The following is an 18,382-nucleotide window of genomic DNA, read 5'->3' as shown; positions in this document are numbered from 1 at the left end:
AACCGCCCGGTGCGGACCCGCATGCCGGGTGGTGTGGCAGGGGTGCGATCGAATACGATCGCCCCCTATGCCGATTGGGGCATGTGCGGTTTCGGTCGCGTGGACTTTCTGCCGGAAGGGTGAGTTGGCAGCACCTGCATCGACGCAAATTCGCCGTTGGAGATTATCTTTGTGCGCATTGCAGGCATCGGCAGAGGCCGATGACGCATTCTGCCTGACGTTCGGCGCATATGATCTCTACATTCCCGAAAGTTCAATTCACTATGCCTGGACCCTTTTGAAGACGGATAGGCAGCCCATGACAAATATCGCCCAGATGCAGGAACAGCGTCTCGAAGCACTCCGACTGACGCGTTCGGGTGCGCCGGAATTGCCGTCCAACCCGTTTTTCGGCGTCGGCCCGATCACGGATGCGACAACCGACGAAGTGGATAGCCGGCTGCGGCGTCTCGCCTTCGATGCATGGATCGAAAAGACCTATCGGAAGTTCGACGACAAGGGCAACGATATCGGCGGCTTCACCACGGCCGAGATTTCCCGCAGCATGCACCGTGGCTATCCGGCGGATAAAATCCTGACCGACATGATGCGGGCGATCCACACCTACTTCCATTTCCCGAAGACGAACCGCATGGCGGTGGGACTTGGCGGCGGCCACAGCGGTTACACCGTCTGCGTCCAGCATCTGATGAACGCCAACGACGCCAACCAGCGCGTCTATGTCGATACGCCGCGCCCGGAAAGCGATCCGTCCCGGGCGGCCGGCTTCTTCCGTCAGTCCTGGGCCACGCAGCTGATCGAGATGCAGCGCTTCGCCGAAAAGGGCTGTGAAAGCCGTATCCATTTCGCTGCCTCCGAAGGGGTGATCCCGACGGCCGCTGAGCTCTCTGACCTCGGCGTGTCGATCTTCGTCGGCGTCGGCCACGAGACCACCGGCGCCAATGCGTATACGAGCCGCGAGATCCAGGAACTGCTGAGCTGGATTGACCGCGATCCGGCAAACCATCATGCGGTATTCGACGCCACGTCGATGCTCGGTGCCATGCCCTGGGAGCCCGAATTGGTCGATGCGGTGATGGCAAAATGCTGCCTGTTCATGCCGTTCCAGAAGGCAATCGGCGGGATCTCCGGATATTTCGTCGCCTCCTTCACGCCGCATGCCTTGGCGCTCGTCGAGAGAAACCAGCAGGATCCTGCCTGGGCGATCCCGCGCCAGCTGAAGATCGCGCCGCCGATCGATGCGCGCCAGCCGCTTTCAGCCAAGCGCTCCGTGGATGCCGGGCCATTCTACGATGCCGGGGAAGACCGCATGCTCGGCGGCGTCATCAACACCTACAGCGCACTCGCCTTTGCCGAGACCACGTTCGGCCTCCTGCAATCCGAGGCGCGGGTCGGATCGGTTGTCGAGCTTAACCGGCGCTCCGCCGCCAATCGGGCGGTGATCGACGAGTGGGTGAAGTCGCATCCGCTGCTGTCGCTGACCGTTACCGATGCCGAGCGGCGCGGTGCCGCGGTGACGCTTCTGAAGATCGAGGATGCAGGCATCACCGATCCCGCCATCCATGCCCGTATCATTGCCCGCTCGAAGCAGTTGCTCGGCTACGAAGGCATCACCCATCCGAACGGCGAATTCGAGCCCGGTCTCGACGCGGCGCGCTACGTCAATGCGTTCCCGGGAACGCCTGGCGACTACCGTGCCTGGGTCGGCGGCATCCGTGAGCCGGCGGATGTCGTGGCGCTTCTGGAAAACCTGCAATATGCCTACCTGCGCGCCAAGATCGTCGTTCTCGAAGAGGAACTGGCGAAAGAGGGCGTCACGTTTGACGCGGCCGTCAGCGCCGGTACAGCGGTCCGCAGGGACGATCCGCAACGCGCCTACAAGGTGCTGATCGCCGATCTGGTCGGCCTGCGCCTCGGCGCGGACGGCAAGCCCGATCACAGCGAAATCCGGGCCTATGTAGAGGAAAAGGGCGGTGTCTTCCATGTCGGCTCGGCCGGCGACGGTTCGGCGCTGGAGAAGGGCCGCATCCATTTCTTCTATCAACCCGATCTCAGCACCGAGGCGGAAATCCTGCCGCAGACAGACAAGGGTCAGTATGACGCCTTGATCGCGGCGGCGACCTTCATCCCGAAGGCTTCCGTCTTCCCGCTCGGCGGCGTGCGTATCGGCGCGGGGACCGGCAACATGGGCTCGGCCTCCTGGGGTGGAGGCAACGGCGAGGGCGGTGAGGCGCCGCTGATGAATACCCCCGGCATCAACAGCCGAGCAACCGCCCAGATGGCTGTGAAGGCGATCCTCAAAGTCGTTCCCGATCTGCCGGTCGACAGGCTGCACCGGATGGTTGCCGCCGGCGATTTCGATACCGGGCGTCAGCTCAAGGATTTCCCGACGGCAAAGCTCGAAGGCCGGAAACTTGCCGTTCTCGGCTACGGCAATATCGGCCGCGAAGTCGCCAAGCTCGCCAAGGCCTTCGGCATGAAGGTGGCGATCTACGCCCGAGAGCACCACAGGCGCTGGATCGAGGCGGAGGGCTTCGACTATGCCGCAAGCCCGGTTGCAGCGGCAAGCGGCGCCGATGTGCTCTCCGTGCATATCGGCCTTGGCCGCCTGGACGCATCGACCGGCATTTATTCCAATGCCGGCACCGTCGATGCGAAGGTTCTCGGCGCCATGAAGGACGGCGCCGTGCTGGTCAATTACGACCGCGGCGAAGTCGTCGATGCCGCTGCGCTCGACGCAGCGCTTTCCTCCGGCAAGATCGCCCATGCCGCGATCGACGCCGACCTCTTCAAGGATGCTGCAACCGGCGCGCTCAGCGGACCGATGCTGCCTTACCTGCCGCTTGAAGGGCGTCATAAGGGCAAGCTGGAACTGCTGCCGCATGCCGCCGCCGATACCGATCATCCCTCGCGGGTGACCGGCGCCAAACAGGCGGTCGACCAGATCTTCGACGTCATCCGCTTCAAGTCGGTCACCAATCTCAAGGGCGACCTGCCCGAGGGCTACGTCTCGGCGGGCGGGCGCACCCCGGCCGGAATCGGCAAGGTGACGAAGCGGGTGGTCGGCGAGATCGGCGACAAGTCGGATCTGCTCGAAGAATTGCGGCAGACCTCGGAAAAGGTCGCAGCTATTATCGGTGCACTCTCGGCCGTCTCTGACCCGAACCACCGCGACCGGATCGTCGACCGTTACACCGGCCTGCTGGTCGAAAGCGCCGGCCGGCAGCGTGTCCTTCTCGAACGGCTCGCTCTCTATGGACCGACGGAAGAATAACCCATGACGGCGTCGAACGAGCGCTGATCATCTTGCAATGCCGAGGCCTTGAGCCTGGCTGAAGCGCGTCGCACCGAACCTGGTTCATGCGGCGCGCTTCGGCTTTCAGGCCCTGTCGATATGAACGCGCATGCGTCCGGCCAGGTCCTGAATATATTGCCAGGCGACGCGGCCGGAGCGCGCGCCGCGCGTCGTCGCCCATTCCAGCGCCTCGGCATGCATCCTGTCGCGTTCGAGCCCGAGCTTGAAGTGATCGGCATAGCCGTCGATCATGCCGAGATAGTCTTCCTGGCTGCATTTGTGGAAGCCGAGCCAAAGGCCGAAGCGGTCGGACAGCGAAACCTTCTCTTCGACCGCCTCAGACGGATTGATTGCCGTCGACTGCTCGTTTTCCATCATATGGCGCGGCAGGAGATGGCGCCGGTTGGATGTGGCATAGAAGAGCACATTGTCCGGCCGCCCCTCGACGCCGCCGTCGAGGGCCGCCTTCAGCGACTTGTAGGCGGTGTCGTCGTGATCGAAGGAGAGGTCGTCGCAGAAGACGATGACGCGGTAGGGCGTGTCCTTCAGGAGGTCGAGCAGGGTGGGGAGGCTGGCAATATCCTCGCGATGGACTTCGACCAGCTTCAGCGCGACGCCGCTTTCACCCCGGACATCCTCGTGCACGGCTTTAACAAGGGAGGATTTGCCCATGCCGCGTGCGCCCCAGAGCAGCACGTTGTTGGCGGCATAACCCTCGGCGAAACGCACCGTGTTTTCATGCAGGATATCGCGCACATGATCGACGCCGCGGATGAGCTTCAACGCCACCCGGTTCGGCTTTTTCACCGGCTGCAGGTGCTGGCGCATCGGCGCCCAGACGAAACAGTCGGCCGCATCCCAGTCGTTGACGGCAGGCGCCGGCCCGGCAAGGCGCTGAACGGCATCGGCGAGCCGCTTCAGTTCGGCAAGCAGGGCGGTGTTGATTTCCTCGGTCATCGCAGGCCTCCTGTTTTTCGCTGCGTCATTCGGCTTTGATCTTTCGATGCCGCCTACCATGGCGTTTTGCCGGCGGAAAGGTTATGAGGCAGCGGAATCGGTACTGTTTCCGGCTGTTTCTGTTGCATTCATCGAAGCGGCAATTATAGTCCGGCAACCTGAAAAAGAGGCGGGGTTCCGCCGCCAAGCCTGAGGAGTTTAGCATGTTCATCACCCCGGCATTCGCCCAGAGCGCGACCGACACCGCAACCGGTTTCGGCGGCTCCGGTTTCGAAATGATCATCCTGTTCGTGCCGCTGATGGTCGTCTGGTACTTCCTGCTGATCCGTCCGCAGCGCGCACAGGCAAAAAAGCGTGAGGAAACCCTGAAGGCAATCCGCCGCGGCGACCAGGTCGTCACCGGTGGTGGTCTCGTCGGCAAAGTCACCAAGGTCGTCGACGACAAGGAAGTCGAAGTCGAGATCGCCGATGGCGTTCGCGTTCGCATCGTCCGCAGCGGCATTTCGGACGTTCGCGTCAAGGGTGAACCGGTCAAGGCCGACGCAGCGTAACAAGCGATAACGGCAGGACAGCCGCCGGATCGGAAGATCGTCGAGAGAATGTTGCATTTTTCCCGCTGGAAAACACTTCTGATCTGGCTGGCTGCGTTTGCGGCCATCGTCATCGCTGCGCCCAATCTCCTGAGCGAGGCGCAGCGTTCCTCTCTGCCGGGCTGGTTGCGGCACGACCGTATGACGCTCGGTCTCGATCTGCAGGGCGGCTCGCATATCGTCCTGAAGCTCGAACGCTCCGATATCGTCAAGGACCGCCTGGAAGAGGTCGTCGCCAATGTGCGCAATGCACTGCGTGGTGCCGGCATCCGCTATACCGGGCTGACCGGCAACGATCAGACCGTCACGGTGCGGATTACCGATCCGGCCGAGACGCAGAAAGCGGTCGATCTCCTGAAGCCTCTGACCACTCCCGGCGGGCGTTCGGGACCAGAGGTCGCGCTGCAGCAGGGCGCGGAAGGACAGCTCTCGTTACAGATTTCCGACGCCGGCATCACTGCTGACGTCGCGTCCGCGCGGACCCGGTCGCTCGATATCGTCAGCCGCCGCATCGCGGGCTTCGGCTACGACAATTTCATCGTCGGTCCCGATGGCGCCGACCGGATCGTCGTGCAGGTGCTGGGATCGGTCGACGCCGAGCGATTGAAGAACCTCTTGAACCAGCCGGCCAAGCTTTCCTTTCATCTGATCGACGAAAGCATGTCGGGGCAGGAGGCATTGAACGGCCGCTGGCCGGTGACATCCGAGGTGCTCTATTCGCTGGACGACCCACCGGTTCCCTATCTCGTCGATCGCACGGCTTTCGCCACGGCCGGCAACATGGTGCAAATCGAGCCGCTCATCGACCCGCAGACGCAGGACGCGTCGATCGACTATCGTCTCGATGCGGAGGGCACAGCGCGGCTGGCTGAGGCGACGGGCCGGAATGTCGGCAAACATCTTGCCATCGTCTTCGACGACCAGGTGATGTCGGCGCCGGTCATCGAGGCGCCGATCACCGGCGGCGAGGGCCGGATTTCGGCCAACTTCTCCGAGGACGGGGTTCGCGATCTTGCCGTGATGCTGCGCGCCGGTTCTTTGCCGGCGACCCTGACAAGCGTCGAGGAGCGTAGCGTCAGCCCGGGTTTCGGCGCCGAATCGATTTTCTCCGGTCTCATTGCCGGCCTCGTCGCCGTTGTGCTGGTCGCAGCGCTCATGATCGCGCTCTATCGCATCCTCGGTGTCATCGCCGTCGTCTCGCTCGTCTTCAACCTGATCCTCATCGTCGCGGTGCTCAGCCTTGCCGGCGCGACGCTCACCTTGCCCGGGATTGCCGGCATCGTGCTCATCGTTGGCATGGCGGTCGATTCCAACGTGCTGATCTACGAGCGCATCCGCGAAGAGGAGAAAACCGCCCATTCCTTTGCGGAGGCGGTCGGCCGCGCTTTCCAGCGTGCATTCGCAACGATCGTCGACGCCAATGTGACGATCTTTATCGCCGCCGTCATCCTCTTCTTCCTCGGCAGTGAATCCATCCGCGGTTTCGCCGTGACGCTGGCGGTCGGCATTCTGACGACCGTCTTTACGGCGTTCACGCTGACGCGCTCGATCGTTGCCGTCTGGCTGCAGCGGCGCCATCCCCGGCATTTGCCGAAGAGCGTGCTGACGCATCTGTTCGAACACGCCAATATCCGCTTCATGGGCATCCGCCGCTATGTCTTTACGACGTCGGCGGTCATCTCGCTGATCGCCATGGCGGCCTTTGCCACCGTCGGCCTGCATCTCGGCATCGATTTCACCGGCGGCTCGCTCATCGAGGTGACGGCAAAGCAGGGCAATGCCGATATCGCCGATCTCCAATCGCGCCTCAATGATCTCAATCTCGGCGAGGTCGGTGTCGAGCGCGCCGGCGGCCCGTCGAATGCGCGGATTCGCATCGCCTCCCAGGGCGGCGGCGAGAATGCCGAGCAGTCGGCGGCAACGCTGGTGCGCGGCGAACTCCAGGCGGATTATGATTTTCGCCGGGTCGAGGTCGTCGGCCCCGCCATATCGGGCGAATTGACGATGATGGCGACGCTCGGCGTGCTGGCAGCACTTGTGGCGATCCTCATCTATATCTGGATCCGCTTCGAATGGCAGTTTGCGGTTGGCGCCATCATTGCCACGCTGCACGACGTCATCATCATGCTCGGTCTCTTCGTGCTATCAGGCATCGAGTTCAACCTGACGAGCATCGCCGCCGTGCTGACCATCGTCGGTTATTCGCTGAACGACACGGTGGTGGTCTATGACCGGATGCGCGAGAATCTGCAGCGATACCGGAAGATGCCGTTGCCGATCCTGATCGATGCCTCGATCAATCAGACGCTGTCGCGCACCGTTCTGACCGCCGCGACGACGCTGCTCGCCTTGCTGGCGCTCTATCTTTTCGGGGGCGAAGTCATCCGCTCCTTCACCTTTGCGATGCTCTTCGGCGTCGCTCTCGGCACCTTCTCTTCGATCTATATCGCCGCCCCTGTCTTGATCGTCTTTCGGCTGCGGCCGGGGGCTCCCGACGGGGAAGAGAGCAACAAGACGGATGCTGGTGTAAAATCCGGCACGGTGGTTTGAAAACATGGCAAAAGGCATAGAAATCCGCGCCGCCCATTTCCCCGGGCGTGCGCCGATCGATACTTACGGCAATGGCGGCTTCCGCTTTGCCGACATGTCGCATCGCGGCTCGATCCTTTGCCTGCCTTCCGGCATTCATGGCTGGGACATGGATATGTCGAAACCGCTGTCGCCCGAAAATTTCCGCCGTGTGCTGGATGAGGCTGGTGATATCGAAGTTCTGCTCGTCGGCACCGGAACCGAGCTTCGCCGCCTGCCGGAGGAATTGAAGCAGGCGCTGAAGGCGCGCGGCATTGCCTCTGATCCGATGAACACCGGGGCAGCGGTGCGCACCTTCAATATCATGCTCGCCGAGCAGCGCGCCGTCGCTGCGGCATTGATCGCGGTCTGACGATGGCTGAAGCGATTATGACGAAGAACCAGGAGATCTGCCTGGCGATGCTGCGCGACAGCGATCGCGACCGTTACCTCGCCTGTTTGCTGTCACCGGAGGAAAAGCGGGGCGCGCTTGCGGCCCTCTATGCCTTCAATGCCGAGCTTGCCCGCATCCGTGATCTCGTGCACGAACCGTTGCCCGGCGAGGTCAGGCTGCAATATTGGCGCGACCTGCTGGAAGGCAGCGCGCATGGTTCGACAGCCGCCAACCCCGTCGCCGCGGCACTTCTGACGGCGATCGAGACGCACCGCCTGCCGCGCCAGACGCTAATCGACATGATCGAGGCCCGCACTTTCGACCTCTATGACGATCCGATGGACACGCGCCTGTCGCTCGAAGGTTATGCCGGCGAGACGGCATCGGCCCTGATTCAGCTTGCGAGCCTCGTGCTTTCGCCTGAAGAGGCGGCACGGTCGGCTGATGTAGCCGGTCATGCCGGCATTGCCCAGGCGGTTGCCGGCCTGTTGTTGCTGATGCCGCTGCATCGCCGCCGCGGCCAGGTCTATATTCCGCTGCAGATCCTCTCCGCCACCGGTCTCGACCGTGATGCCTTCCTTGCCGGCGAAGATCGGCCGCGCATTTCTGCGGCCATCGAAGCCTTCGCCGGCCTTGGTCGCGAACATCTGGCAAAGGCGAGGGCGGCCGGACCGATTGCATCAGCCGTCTTTCCGGCCTTCCTGCCGGCGACGCTTGCCGAACCGGTGCTCGTCAGAGCGCAGAAGCGCGGCGTCCTGCTGTTCGACCGACCGCTGCAGCTGCCGCAATGGCGCCGCCAGCTGCAGATGGCGCTCTCGATAATCCGCAGAAAAATCTGACGCCGGTCAAACTCGCGCAAGTCTCACGCGTTACAAGCCTTGAACCGCTACCCTTTTTGAACGGAGACTCGGGCGTGGGCATTATCGTCTGGTGCGTTCTTTTCGCCATCGTCATCTTCTTTGCTTTTGCAGCAACGCGCATGGCTGCGCAGAACAAGGAAGACGGCCTGCATGACACGGGTCTCGCCATCATCGAGTTCGGCCGCGCCTTTCCAAACGAAGCGATCCGCCAGTTGCAGGCGACGGAAAACGGTCAGGCCGTCTTCGTGCGCCTGCACGACAATAAGGCCGGCGTCATGCGCAATATGTCGCGTCACTTCGCCTGCCATCTGATCGAGCCGGGCCGCGTGCGCGTCGTCAGCTCGCAAACGGGCAGGGGGCTGGTGATCGAGTTCCTGGATGCGCCGCATCATAACGGCGATTTCGAATTCGCTTCCGCCAAAGAGGCGTCGGAAGTCGCGCTCTGGCTGCTCGGCAACTATATCGCCGAGCCGGATAAGGATCTGCCATCCGATAATATGTCGGCGGCGAACAAGCAGTAAGCGCGGCTTACAGCGCCGCGCCTCTGAAAAGCGCGCAAAGAACGCTGAACACTGGACTATGCAGACGCGGAAATCTGCCCAAGCCAGGCGGCACAGTCTGCAAGGGCGCGGCGTGCAATCAGCTGCCGTTTCATGATCGTCTTGTCCTTGCCGCGGAAACGCTTGACGCCTTCGGGCTTGACGATCGAACCCGGCTCGAGCTCCGGAAACAGCCCGAAATTGATGTTCATCGGTTGGAACGACCGCTTGCCCGGCTCTTCGTCGGTGACGATATGGCCGCCGGTGATATGACCGAGCAGCGAGCCGAGCGCCGTCGTCGCCGGCGGCAGCGAGATCGCTTCGCCCTTGCGTTCGGCGGCAGCGAAACGCCCGGCCATCAAGCCGACGCTGGCGCTTTCCACATATCCCTCGCAGCCGGTGATCTGACCGGCAAAACGCAGGCCGGGCCGCGATTTCAACGTCAGCGACGGGTCGAGCAGGGTGGGGGAGTTGATGTAGGTGTTGCGGTGCAGACCGCCGAGACGGGCAAATTCCGCGTTTTCCAGACCCGGGATCATCCGGAAGATTTCCGCCTGCGCACCATATTTCAGCTTGGTCTGGAAGCCGACCATATTGTAGAGCGTGCCGAGCGCGTTGTCCTGGCGCAGCTGCACGACGGCATAGGCCTTGACCGTCGGGTTGTGCGCGTTCGTCAGCCCCATCGGTTTCATCGGCCCGTGACGCAGCGTCTCGCGGCCGCGTTCGGCCATCACCTCGATCGGCAGGCAGCCGTCGAAATAGGGCGTGCCTTCCCATTCCTTGAAGCCGACGGTGTCGCCTGCTGTCAGCGCGTCGACGAAGGCATTGTACTGCGCTTCGTCCATCGGGCAGTTGATGTAATCCTTGCCGGTGCCGCCGGGCCCCACCTTGTCGTAGCGCGACTGATACCAGCAGATATCCATGTCGATGCTCTCGCGGTAGACGATCGGCGCAATGGCGTCGAAGAAGGCGAGCGAATCCTCGCCGGTTTCCTTCTGGATGGCGCTGGCAAGCGACGGCGCCGTCAGAGGTCCGGTGGCGACGATGGCAAGATCCCAGTCCTTTGGCGGCAGGCCGGTAACCTCTTCCCGCACCACCGTGATCAGCGGGTGGTCGTGGATCGCCTTGGTCACCGCCTCGGAGAAGCCATCGCGATCGACGGCGAGCGCGCCGCCGGCCGGCACCTGATGCCGATCGGCAGTGGCCATGATCAGCGAGCCGGCCATGCGCATCTCGGCATGGATGACGCCGACGGCATTGCTGGTCGCATCGTCCGAACGGAAGGAATTGGAGCAGACCAGTTCGGCAAGGCCGTCGGTCTTGTGCGCATCCGTGCCGCGCACACCGCGCATTTCATGCAGGATGACGGGGACGCCGGAATTGGCGATCTGCCAGGCGGCTTCCGAACCGGCAAGCCCGCCGCCGACGACGTGGATGGGGGAATAGGAGGACATCGTGTTCATTCCGGGCTGATATCATGTCGGCAGGTGCGATCCAACACCCCGGAATCAAAAACGGCGCCTGAGGGCGCCGTCTTGGAAGCATCGCGCTCGCTATTGGCGAGCCCGCTATTAGCGGAAAGAGCGGGATGCGATATTGCGGATGTCGTAGCGGCTGACGCCGATATCGGACAGGGTCTGGTTGGAAAGGCCGCCCAGTTCGTTGAGCGTACGGCGGTAGCTAAGCCAGCTTTTTGCAATGCGGATCGGGTTCATTGTCTTCTTCCTATGTCCGTGGGACGGCGGGATCGCCTGTCTCTCTGCGGTTGATGTTTATATAGGCGATCTCGGTCCCATTGTGCAGTGCAAATAAATGGCGTCTGCCATGCAATTGTGCAGTGTGATGCTCTCAATTTAAGCGGTGAATATTTTTTGAGCGGGTAGCGACGCGGCAAAAACATGCAACCGCGACGGTAGCCGTATGCGGACAAAAGAAAACGCCCGCTGTGGGTACAGCGGGCGTTTCGATCGAGAACAATCGCGCTTGGGAGGAGCCGCGATCGCCTGGAATTAGCGGGAAGAAGCTTCGCGAGCAACGCGATGGATGTCCGAACGGTCGATGCCGAGATCGTGCAATTCGCGGTTGGTCATGCGGCCGAGTTCCGTGACGGTCTGACGATACTTGCGCCAGTTATTGAAAGAGCGAGAGAAGTTCATGTTAAGCCCCTTTCCGAGGGTTTGATCTGCCAGCAGCCACCGATCGGCGCTGACCTCTATTTGATGACCCGAATATATGTTGCGGCGCGAAAGACTAAAACAGCCAAGTTTTCAGATCACCTATGCGAATGGCGCAATGCTCCAGGAGTATTTGAGGCAGACTTACCATTTTCTGGTCAACGAATGGGCAGAATTGCGCCAGCGAAACTCATCCGGTTTGGCGTATGGAGTGGGCGCCGCTGCCGAAAGCCGCTGCTCCGCGGGCGGTTTCGCGCGTTTATCCGCTCTCCGCGTCGAAACGAAAGCTGCCCATTTGTTGGCGGCCATGGTTGGCCGGGTGTGACCACAATGTGGTCAGCCGGCCCTCTGCGGCGGAAATCCCCAATCCGCCAATGATTTAATTTAGTTTCTGCCGAGAAAAAAACGCCCGCCGGGGGAGGATCCGGCGGGCGCATTATGGTGACTGGCAACTGGGAGGAGGAGTGTTGCCAGCCTATCACAGCGCGCTGGGAGGAGGAGTGCGCTGCTGCGAATCTCGTCACGGACAAAAGATCCACGGGCATCCGGCTGGGCCGGGCCGGGGCGCCATCCCCGTGCTTCAATGACTATATAAATAGTATGACTAATTCCGATTTTGCAGTGCAATAAATTCATGAGGGATATGCGAAATCCGCATAGCTCTCCATTCCTATGCTTATCTATGCACTTCCGGCGTTAGCGGCCGGTTAATGCCCAATATAAGTTAGACCAATGAGGAACTTGTATATTTGTCGCAGCAGCGTTTGCGAACACCCGTGCTGCGGCTATAACGGCATGAGCCGCAGCGCCGCAGTCGGCGTCGCGAAACGAAGGGGTGGAGCATGTATCGCGGCAGATTGGAGCGGGATCTCTCGCTCTGGGTAGGCAAGGGCCTGCTGGGCCAGGAAACGGCGGCCACGCTGCTGGCCGAATATGATGCTCGCCCGGCAAGCTTCAGCCTCGGCAGGGTGCTGATGGCGTTGGCAGCGGTGCTGCTTGCCGCCGCCATCCTGCTTGTTGTCGCCTCCCACTGGGAGGACATCCCGCGCCTCGTGCGCGTCGGCGCCATCCTTCTCCTGATTTGGGCGGTTCATATCGGCGCCGCCCTGATGCTCGCCCGCGGTGCGACGGCGGCAGCGAGCGGATTGCTTATCATCGGCGCGATGAGCTTCGGCGGCGCCATCTCGCTGGTCGGGCAGATGTATCATCTCTCCGGCGACGAGCAGACGGTGATGTATCTCTGGTTCGCCATTGCGACCATCTCGGCGATCCTGTTCCGTTCGGGCGCAGTCACCGTCGTCGCCGGCTTTCTCTCCTGGGCGTCCTTTGCCGTCTATCTCGAGAATCATGATACGCATTGGGTCGGGCTCGATCCCTGGATGGCACCGGTCATGGCGGCGATCACAATCGCCCTGGTGCGCTATACCGGCGCTGAGCGAGCCCGCCATCTGGCCTATCTGCTTTTGATCGGCTGGCTCGCCTGGCTCTATACTCTTTATGAGGAGATTGCCGTGGCGCTCGCCTTCGCCGTCGGCGGCATGGTGGCCGTCGTCCTGACGGCCTTGCCGCTCCCGCGCATCGCCTCCCTGGTCAGGAGCGCCGGTGCCGCCCCGGCCTTCTACAGCTTCCTCGTCGCGGCGATCGGTTTCCTGCTGCTGCATATCGAGATCGAGGACGGCTGGCGGCTGGTGGTGCTGGGGCTGGCGACGCTCGCCGCCTCCGTGCTGGCGATTGCCCTGCACGGCAGGGACAACGGTGCGGTGCGTTATCTCGCCTACGTCACCTTTGCCGCGGAGATGCTCTACCTCGCCTCCGTCACCGTCGGCTCGATCCTCGGCACGTCGAGCCTCTTCCTGTTCTCGGGTCTCGTGGTGGCCCTTGTCGCCTGGATCGTCATCCGTCTCGAGCGGCGGTTTTCGGCGAGCGCACAGGGGGAGCGCGCATGAGCTCGTTCATGGCAAAGCTGCAGTCCGGCAAGGGTTATCTGCTATCGGCGATCATTGTCGCCGGCCTGCAGACCCTGATCCTCGGCACGATCATCCAGAGCCGGGCATCGATCCTCAGCAATGGCGCCGAGGTACTGCTGAAGACGGCGCCTGTCGACCCGCGCGATTTCCTGCGCGGCGATTATGTCGTCTTGAACTATGACATTTCCTCGGTGCCGGTGCAGACGGTTTCCGGCGGCATTCCGGCCGAGCCCGGCGAACGTGTGTTGTGGGTCCGGTTAAAGAAGCAGGAGGACGGTTTCTGGACGGCGATCGAATCGTCCTTCCATGAACTGCCGCCGCAGCCGGAGACCGTGATCCTGCGCAGCCAGCCATTCTACAGCAGCGGGCTTGCCGCGGGCGATAGCATCCGTGTCGAATATGGCATCGAGCGCTACTATGTTCCGGAAGGCGAGGGCAAGCCGATCGAGGAGGCCCGCAATGGCGGTAATGTCGCCATTGCAGTGCGCGTCTCGCCTGATGGAACCGCGCAGATTCGCAGCCTTCTCGTTGACCGCAAGCCGGTTTACGACGAGCCGCTTTACTGATCCGATGGCGCTTCGCAGCCAGGCGGCTTGTGAGGCGCAGATCCCTGTCATCGACCGTTCATTTTTCCTTTGCCTCGGCCAAATCGGGTGATATAGAGACGCCGCGCTCCGGAAGGCCTCATGCGCAGGCATAGGCATGCGGTTTTGTGAACGCGGGTATGGTGAAATTGGTAGACACGCCAGATTTAGGTTCTGGTGCCGCAAGGCGTGGGAGTTCAAGTCTCTCTACCCGCACCAAGCTGTTTGCAGGCGGGAGACTATGAATCGGTTGTTCCAGAACAATTGAGAGTTGTCCCGAAAAGCCCGCGAGTGCCGTTCCGCTTCGGGCGGAATGATACGGAATTGGGAAAAAAGCCACGCGCGGCACGCTGCCGGCGTCGTGCTCATCGAAACGAACGGCGTCTGGGCACGGCCGCCACGACATGAAGGTAGGAAGACATGCAGGTTATCGAAACGCTCGCTGAAGGGCTGAAGCGCGAAATCAAGGTCGTTATCCCGGCCAAGGACATGGAAAACAAGATGAATGAGCGTCTTGCCGATGTGAAGGACAAGGTTCGCATCAACGGCTTCCGTCCGGGCAAGGTCCCCGCTGCTCACCTGAAGAAGGTCTACGGCAAGTCGATCATGGCTGAGCTCGTCAACGAGATCGTCCGCGAGCAGCCGGCCGCCATCCTCTCCAGCCGCGGCGAGAAGTCGGCCACGCAGCCGGAAATCGCCATGACCGAGGACAAGGACGAAGCCGACAAGATCCTCGCCGCTCAGCAGGATTTCGAATTCACGCTCTCCTATGAAGTGCTGCCGCCGATCGAACTGAAGTCGGTCAAGGGCATCAAGGTCACGCGCGAAGTCATCGATATCTCGGACGACGAAGTCAACGAGCAGGTCCTGAAGGTTGCCGAAAGCGCCCGCGCTTACGAGACCAAGACCGGCAAGTCCGCCAACGGCGACCGCATCACCATGGATTACGTCGGCAAGGTCGACGGCGAAGCCTTCGCGGGCGGCACCGACCAGGGCGCCGAACTGGTGCTCGGCTCCGGCCGCTTCATCCCCGGCTTCGAAGACCAGCTCGTCGGCGTCAAGGCCGGCGATGAGAAGACCATCACCGTGACCTTCCCGGCCGACTACCCGGCCAAGGACCTCGCCGGCAAGGAAGCGACCTTCGACGTATCGGTCAAGGACGTTGCAGCCCCCGGCGCCGTCGAGATCAATGACGAACTCGCCTCCAAGCTCGGCATCGAATCCGCCGACCGCCTGAAGGAAATCGTCCGCGGCCAGATCGAATCGCAGTACGGCTCGCTGACCCGCCAGAAGCTGAAGCGCCAGATCCTCGACCAGCTCGACGAGATGTACAAGTTCGAGACCCCGAACTCGCTCGTCGACGCCGAATATAACGGCATCTGGAGCCAAGTGAACAACGACCTCGCCCAGTCGGGCAAGACCTTCGAGGACGAAGACACGACCGAAGAAAAGGCACGTGAGGAATACAAGACGCTCGCCGAGCGTCGCGTCCGCCTCGGCCTCGTTCTCTCCGAAATCGGCGAAAAGGCCGGCGTCGAAGTCAGCGAAGACGAAATGCAGCGCGCCATCTACGATCAGCTGCGCCAGTATCCGGGCCAGGAAAAGCAGATCCTCGAATTCTTCCGCAGCCAGCCGGGTGCCGCCGCCTCGATCCGCGCGCCGATCTTCGAAGAGAAGGTCATCGATCACCTGCTGACCGAAATCGACGTCACCGACAAGAAGGTGACGAAGGAAGAGCTGCTCGCCGAGGAAGAAGGCGAGACCAAGGCCGAGACCAAGAAGGCCGCGCCGAAGAAGAAGGCCGCCGCCAAGACCGAAGCAGCTGAGGCCGGTGAAGGCGAAGAAGCCGCACCGAAGAAGAAGGCCGCGCCGAAGAAGAAGGCGGCTGACGAAAGCGCCGAATAATCGCTTTTCAGCTCTGAAGTTTGGAAAGGCCCCGCCATCGTGCGGGGCCTTTTTCTATGATCCGGGGCAGTTCATTCCCCAACGTCTTCTCCCATAGATCTGCAGCAACAAAGAGTTGCAATGAAGTATATTTCAATGCAGATTTTGCTGATGGTGGGAGGACCTGAACATGACTGCAAAGCACGACATGAAGAAGCTCGTGGAGGAAATCTATGCTGTGCGTGACCGTGGCGATATCGAGGGCACGCTGGCGCTGCTCGGCGAGGATTGCACCTTTCGCATGGTCGGCAATACGCGGCTGGCGCCCTTTTCGACGGAAACAAGCGGGCATGCCTTTCGCCAGACGATCACGCAGCTGATCGCAGTATGGGATCTATCGAAGATCAGGACATCAGGCATCTATGTCGACGAAGACGAGCAGATGGTCTTTGCCCACCGCGAAGGCGAGGTGAGGCACATCCCATCGGGCGTGAGCTTCCAAACGGAGTTCGTCGACAAGATCCATTTTCAGGATGGCAAGCCGATCAAGATCGTCGAATTCGTCGACACGCTGCAAGTGGCCGAGACGACCCAGATAATCCAAATCGCTTAAGCGGGCATCCAGGTCGAAGCGCTTCAAAGCACGGCATCAAACTTGATTTAAGTTTGATGCCGCTGACGTTTTCGGCCGACAGGGTGTCGGCGGCCGTTGCAATCAATGCCCCGTCAGTTGCGCGACTTTCCTGACATGGCTGACGGCTGCGGCGCCGCCTGATGTCTGAGTGAAGAGGTGCAGCGTTTCTTCTTCGTCGTCGGCGACAGGCGTCAGGGCCTGATCCATATAGGTCTTCGACTTGACATCCCGTGAAATCAGGAAAGCCGAAACGGTCAGGCCGATGATCGTACCGGCGAGCGAGGCATGTTTGCGGAAGGTTTCCCAGGCAAAACGCGGCCAGAAGACCAGCGGATGTTCGCGCGGCAGTTCCGGGCGCCGCTCCGACGGCGTCTTCAGGCGCAAGAGACCGCTCTGCAGCGGATGCACGTTTTCCAGCGGTACGGTGGTCGCGAAGGAAACCAGAACCTTGACGAGCCTTGCCAGCGGCACACCGGTCGCCACGGCGCGGCGCAGCAGCGTCTTCATGTGATCGGGCGAATAATAGAGCGCCCAGGCCTCGTGGTAGATGTCTTCCCATTGCTGCTTGCTCATCTTCGGATGCGCGGTGCAGACATGTTCGACATCGTAGATGTTGAGATCGGCATCCATCTCGACGCCCTTCTTCCACAGCACCTGATGGTCTTCGGAGCCGGGCAGCGGCGTCAGGATGAAGAATTCGATGACGTCGAGCGGCAGCTCTTCCTGGATGATCGCGATGTCACGGCGGATCGATTCCGGCGTATCGCCGGGGAAGCCCAGAATATAACCGGCGAGCGTCATGATGCCCTGCGCCTTCCAGGCGAGCAGCATCTTGCGGTATTCGGTGATCTTGTTCTGGTTCTTCTTGGCGGCGGTCAGATTGTCCGGATTGACGTTTTCGAGGCCGATGAACACCCGGGTAACGCCGGCGCGCCGGGATTTCTCGATGAAATTCGGGATCTTGTGGCAGAGCGTGTCGACCTGGATCATCAGGCCGAGCGGAATGCCGTCCCGCTCCTTAAGCTCGATCAGCCGGTCGAAGATCGCTTCCCAATCCTTGTTGCGGGCGAAATTGTCGTCGGTGATGAAGAATTTGTGGATGCCCTGCGCCCAGTTCATCCGCACCAGCTTTTCGACGTCGTCGGCCGAGCGGAAACGCGACTTGCGTCCCTGCACGTTGATGATGGTGCAGAACGAGCATTGATAGGGACAGCCGCGTCCGGCGTCGAAGCTGGTGCTGAGCCCGAGCGTGCGCTGGATATTGTCCTTCGGCAGGAAAGGAACCGGCGTGCCGCCAATGCCCGGAAGGTCGTTCATGAAATTATAGAGCGGCTTCAACTCGCCGCTGGCGGCGTCGCGCAGCACCATTTCCAGCCGGCCCTCGGCCTCGCCGGCGAACATCGAGATGCCCATGTCGCGGCAGGCGTCGAGCCCGACGGCCTTGCCATCCAGCATCGACAGGCAGCCGGAAACATGGAAGCCGCCGATCGAAACCGGCAGGCCGGCATCGCGGAACGGCCGGGCGATATCCAGCGCACGCGGATACTGGTTGGTCTGGACGCCGACGAGCGCGATCATGCCGAAATTGTCATGACGCTTGAACTGGGCGAGCAGCCCGGCGAAATCGATCCGCGTATTGGTCTCGTCGATCACGGTGATGTCGATCGCGGTATCGGGCCCGAGCACCTTGCGCTCGGCGCATTCGGCGGCGATGCCGTAGAGAGCCGCAAGCGAATTGGACGGGATCATTGCCCGCCACCAGCGAATGACATAGCCGTCATCGTCATAATGCGACGGCTTGATCAGGATCAGCTGAAAACGTCGGCGTGCAGCTTCCAAGACATGGGACAAGAGTATCTATCTTTCTTCAGACGCTTTTGCCGGCGGCAAAATGGAGTTGAAGGCACATATCATGCATGGCGTATCAATGCGACTT

15 protein-coding genes and 1 tRNA gene are annotated in these 18,382 nt (G+C 61.5%); 11 read left to right on the top strand and 5 right to left on the bottom strand.

All coding sequences use genetic code 11. From position 1 onward, the window contains the following. The first annotated feature begins 298 nt into the window (after positions 1–298). Entirely contained in the window at positions 299–3,274 is a 2,976-nt protein-coding gene (locus tag CO666_RS23065) for an NAD(P)-dependent oxidoreductase (protein ID WP_097614492.1), read from the top strand. Positions 3,275–3,379: 105 nt separating this feature from the next. Here CO666_RS23065 and CO666_RS23060 read toward each other — a convergent pair whose 3' ends face one another. Then, the gene (locus CO666_RS23060) at positions 3,380–4,252 is read right to left on the bottom strand and encodes an ATP-binding protein (RefSeq protein WP_085737083.1); all 873 of its coding nucleotides are present in this window, start codon (positions 4,250–4,252) and stop codon (positions 3,380–3,382) included. A gap of 203 nt (positions 4,253–4,455) precedes the next feature. Between CO666_RS23060 and yajC the strand changes: the two genes are divergently transcribed. From yajC to CO666_RS23035, 5 genes are all read left to right on the top strand, one after another. Then, on the top strand, positions 4,456–4,803 hold the full coding sequence (gene yajC / locus CO666_RS23055) for a preprotein translocase subunit YajC (protein ID WP_085737084.1): 348 nt from the start codon (positions 4,456–4,458) through the stop codon (positions 4,801–4,803). A gap of 48 nt (positions 4,804–4,851) precedes the next feature. Further along, the gene (gene secDF, locus CO666_RS23050) at positions 4,852–7,392 is read left to right on the top strand and encodes a protein translocase subunit SecDF (RefSeq protein WP_097614488.1); all 2,541 of its coding nucleotides are present in this window, start codon (positions 4,852–4,854) and stop codon (positions 7,390–7,392) included. A gap of 4 nt (positions 7,393–7,396) precedes the next feature. Continuing rightward, the gene (locus CO666_RS23045) at positions 7,397–7,783 is read left to right on the top strand and encodes an Mth938-like domain-containing protein (RefSeq protein ID WP_097614487.1); all 387 of its coding nucleotides are present in this window, start codon (positions 7,397–7,399) and stop codon (positions 7,781–7,783) included. A 2-nt stretch (positions 7,784–7,785) separates the two neighbouring features. Continuing rightward, on the top strand, positions 7,786–8,643 hold the full coding sequence (locus CO666_RS23040; protein ID WP_097614486.1) for a phytoene/squalene synthase family protein: 858 nt from the start codon (positions 7,786–7,788) through the stop codon (positions 8,641–8,643). 74 nt (positions 8,644–8,717) lie between these two features. Then, a complete protein-coding gene (locus tag CO666_RS23035; protein ID WP_097614485.1) occupies positions 8,718–9,185 on the top strand; it encodes a hypothetical protein in 468 nt (155 codons plus the stop codon). Between the two features lie 56 nt (positions 9,186–9,241). Here CO666_RS23035 and trmFO read toward each other — a convergent pair whose 3' ends face one another. The 3 genes from trmFO to CO666_RS23020 form a co-directional block, all read right to left on the bottom strand. Next, positions 9,242–10,666, bottom strand: coding sequence for a methylenetetrahydrofolate--tRNA-(uracil(54)-C(5))-methyltransferase (FADH(2)-oxidizing) TrmFO (trmFO, locus tag CO666_RS23030; RefSeq protein ID WP_097614484.1), 1,425 nt, complete (start codon positions 10,664–10,666; stop codon positions 9,242–9,244). Between the two features lie 108 nt (positions 10,667–10,774). After that, the gene (locus CO666_RS23025) at positions 10,775–10,918 is read right to left on the bottom strand and encodes a DUF1127 domain-containing protein (protein WP_003573524.1); all 144 of its coding nucleotides are present in this window, start codon (positions 10,916–10,918) and stop codon (positions 10,775–10,777) included. 294 nt (positions 10,919–11,212) lie between these two features. Then, positions 11,213–11,359 (bottom strand): DUF1127 domain-containing protein, encoded by a 147-nt coding sequence (locus tag CO666_RS23020; protein ID WP_010067591.1) that lies wholly within the window; start codon positions 11,357–11,359, stop codon positions 11,213–11,215. Between the two features lie 860 nt (positions 11,360–12,219). Here CO666_RS23020 and CO666_RS23010 point away from each other — a divergent pair. From CO666_RS23010 to CO666_RS22990, 5 genes are all read left to right on the top strand, one after another. Continuing rightward, the gene (locus tag CO666_RS23010; protein ID WP_097614482.1) at positions 12,220–13,323 is read left to right on the top strand and encodes a DUF2157 domain-containing protein; all 1,104 of its coding nucleotides are present in this window, start codon (positions 12,220–12,222) and stop codon (positions 13,321–13,323) included. Then, positions 13,320–13,910, top strand: a complete 591-nt coding sequence (locus CO666_RS23005) for a GDYXXLXY domain-containing protein (RefSeq protein ID WP_097614481.1) — start codon at positions 13,320–13,322, stop codon at positions 13,908–13,910. The genes CO666_RS23010 and CO666_RS23005 overlap by 4 nt, the downstream gene beginning before the upstream one ends. A 152-nt stretch (positions 13,911–14,062) precedes the next feature. Further along, positions 14,063–14,147 (top strand) — tRNA-Leu (locus tag CO666_RS23000). Between the two features lie 201 nt (positions 14,148–14,348). Further along, entirely contained in the window at positions 14,349–15,833 is a 1,485-nt protein-coding gene (gene tig / locus CO666_RS22995; protein WP_097614480.1) for a trigger factor, read from the top strand. Positions 15,834–16,002: 169 nt separating this feature from the next. Next, entirely contained in the window at positions 16,003–16,425 is a 423-nt protein-coding gene (locus tag CO666_RS22990; RefSeq protein ID WP_097614479.1) for a nuclear transport factor 2 family protein, read from the top strand. A 102-nt stretch (positions 16,426–16,527) separates the two neighbouring features. Here CO666_RS22990 and CO666_RS22985 read toward each other — a convergent pair whose 3' ends face one another. Further along, complete coding sequence (locus tag CO666_RS22985) at positions 16,528–18,297, bottom strand: B12-binding domain-containing radical SAM protein (protein ID WP_097614478.1); 1,770 nt, start codon at positions 18,295–18,297, stop codon at positions 16,528–16,530. Positions 18,298–18,382 lie beyond the last annotated feature (85 nt).

The organism is Rhizobium chutanense (assembly GCF_002531935.1).
Taxonomy (GTDB): Bacteria; Pseudomonadota; Alphaproteobacteria; order Rhizobiales; family Rhizobiaceae; genus Rhizobium; species Rhizobium chutanense.
This window is presented reverse-complemented; position numbering and strand designations above follow the sequence as displayed.

Excerpts from the sequence above, each read along its gene's own strand:
- CO666_RS23065 (WP_097614492.1), top strand. The coding sequence starts at position 299 with ATGACAAATATCGCCCAGATGCAGGAACAGCGTCTCGAAGCACTCCGA.
- CO666_RS23025 (WP_003573524.1), bottom strand. The coding sequence starts at position 10,918 with ATGAACCCGATCCGCATTGCAAAAAGCTGGCTTAGCTACCGCCGTACG.
- tig (WP_097614480.1), top strand. The coding sequence starts at position 14,349 with ATGCAGGTTATCGAAACGCTCGCTGAAGGGCTGAAGCGCGAAATCAAG.
- CO666_RS23040 (WP_097614486.1), top strand. The coding sequence starts at position 7,786 with ATGGCTGAAGCGATTATGACGAAGAACCAGGAGATCTGCCTGGCGATG.
- CO666_RS23020 (WP_010067591.1), bottom strand. The coding sequence starts at position 11,359 with ATGAACTTCTCTCGCTCTTTCAATAACTGGCGCAAGTATCGTCAGACC.
- CO666_RS23060 (WP_085737083.1), bottom strand. The coding sequence starts at position 4,252 with ATGACCGAGGAAATCAACACCGCCCTGCTTGCCGAACTGAAGCGGCTC.
- CO666_RS22990 (WP_097614479.1), top strand. The coding sequence starts at position 16,003 with ATGACTGCAAAGCACGACATGAAGAAGCTCGTGGAGGAAATCTATGCT.
- CO666_RS23045 (WP_097614487.1), top strand. The coding sequence starts at position 7,397 with ATGGCAAAAGGCATAGAAATCCGCGCCGCCCATTTCCCCGGGCGTGCG.
- yajC (WP_085737084.1), top strand. The coding sequence starts at position 4,456 with ATGTTCATCACCCCGGCATTCGCCCAGAGCGCGACCGACACCGCAACC.
- secDF (WP_097614488.1), top strand. The coding sequence starts at position 4,852 with ATGTTGCATTTTTCCCGCTGGAAAACACTTCTGATCTGGCTGGCTGCG.
- CO666_RS23005 (WP_097614481.1), top strand. The coding sequence starts at position 13,320 with ATGAGCTCGTTCATGGCAAAGCTGCAGTCCGGCAAGGGTTATCTGCTA.
- CO666_RS23010 (WP_097614482.1), top strand. The coding sequence starts at position 12,220 with ATGTATCGCGGCAGATTGGAGCGGGATCTCTCGCTCTGGGTAGGCAAG.
- trmFO (WP_097614484.1), bottom strand. The coding sequence starts at position 10,666 with ATGAACACGATGTCCTCCTATTCCCCCATCCACGTCGTCGGCGGCGGG.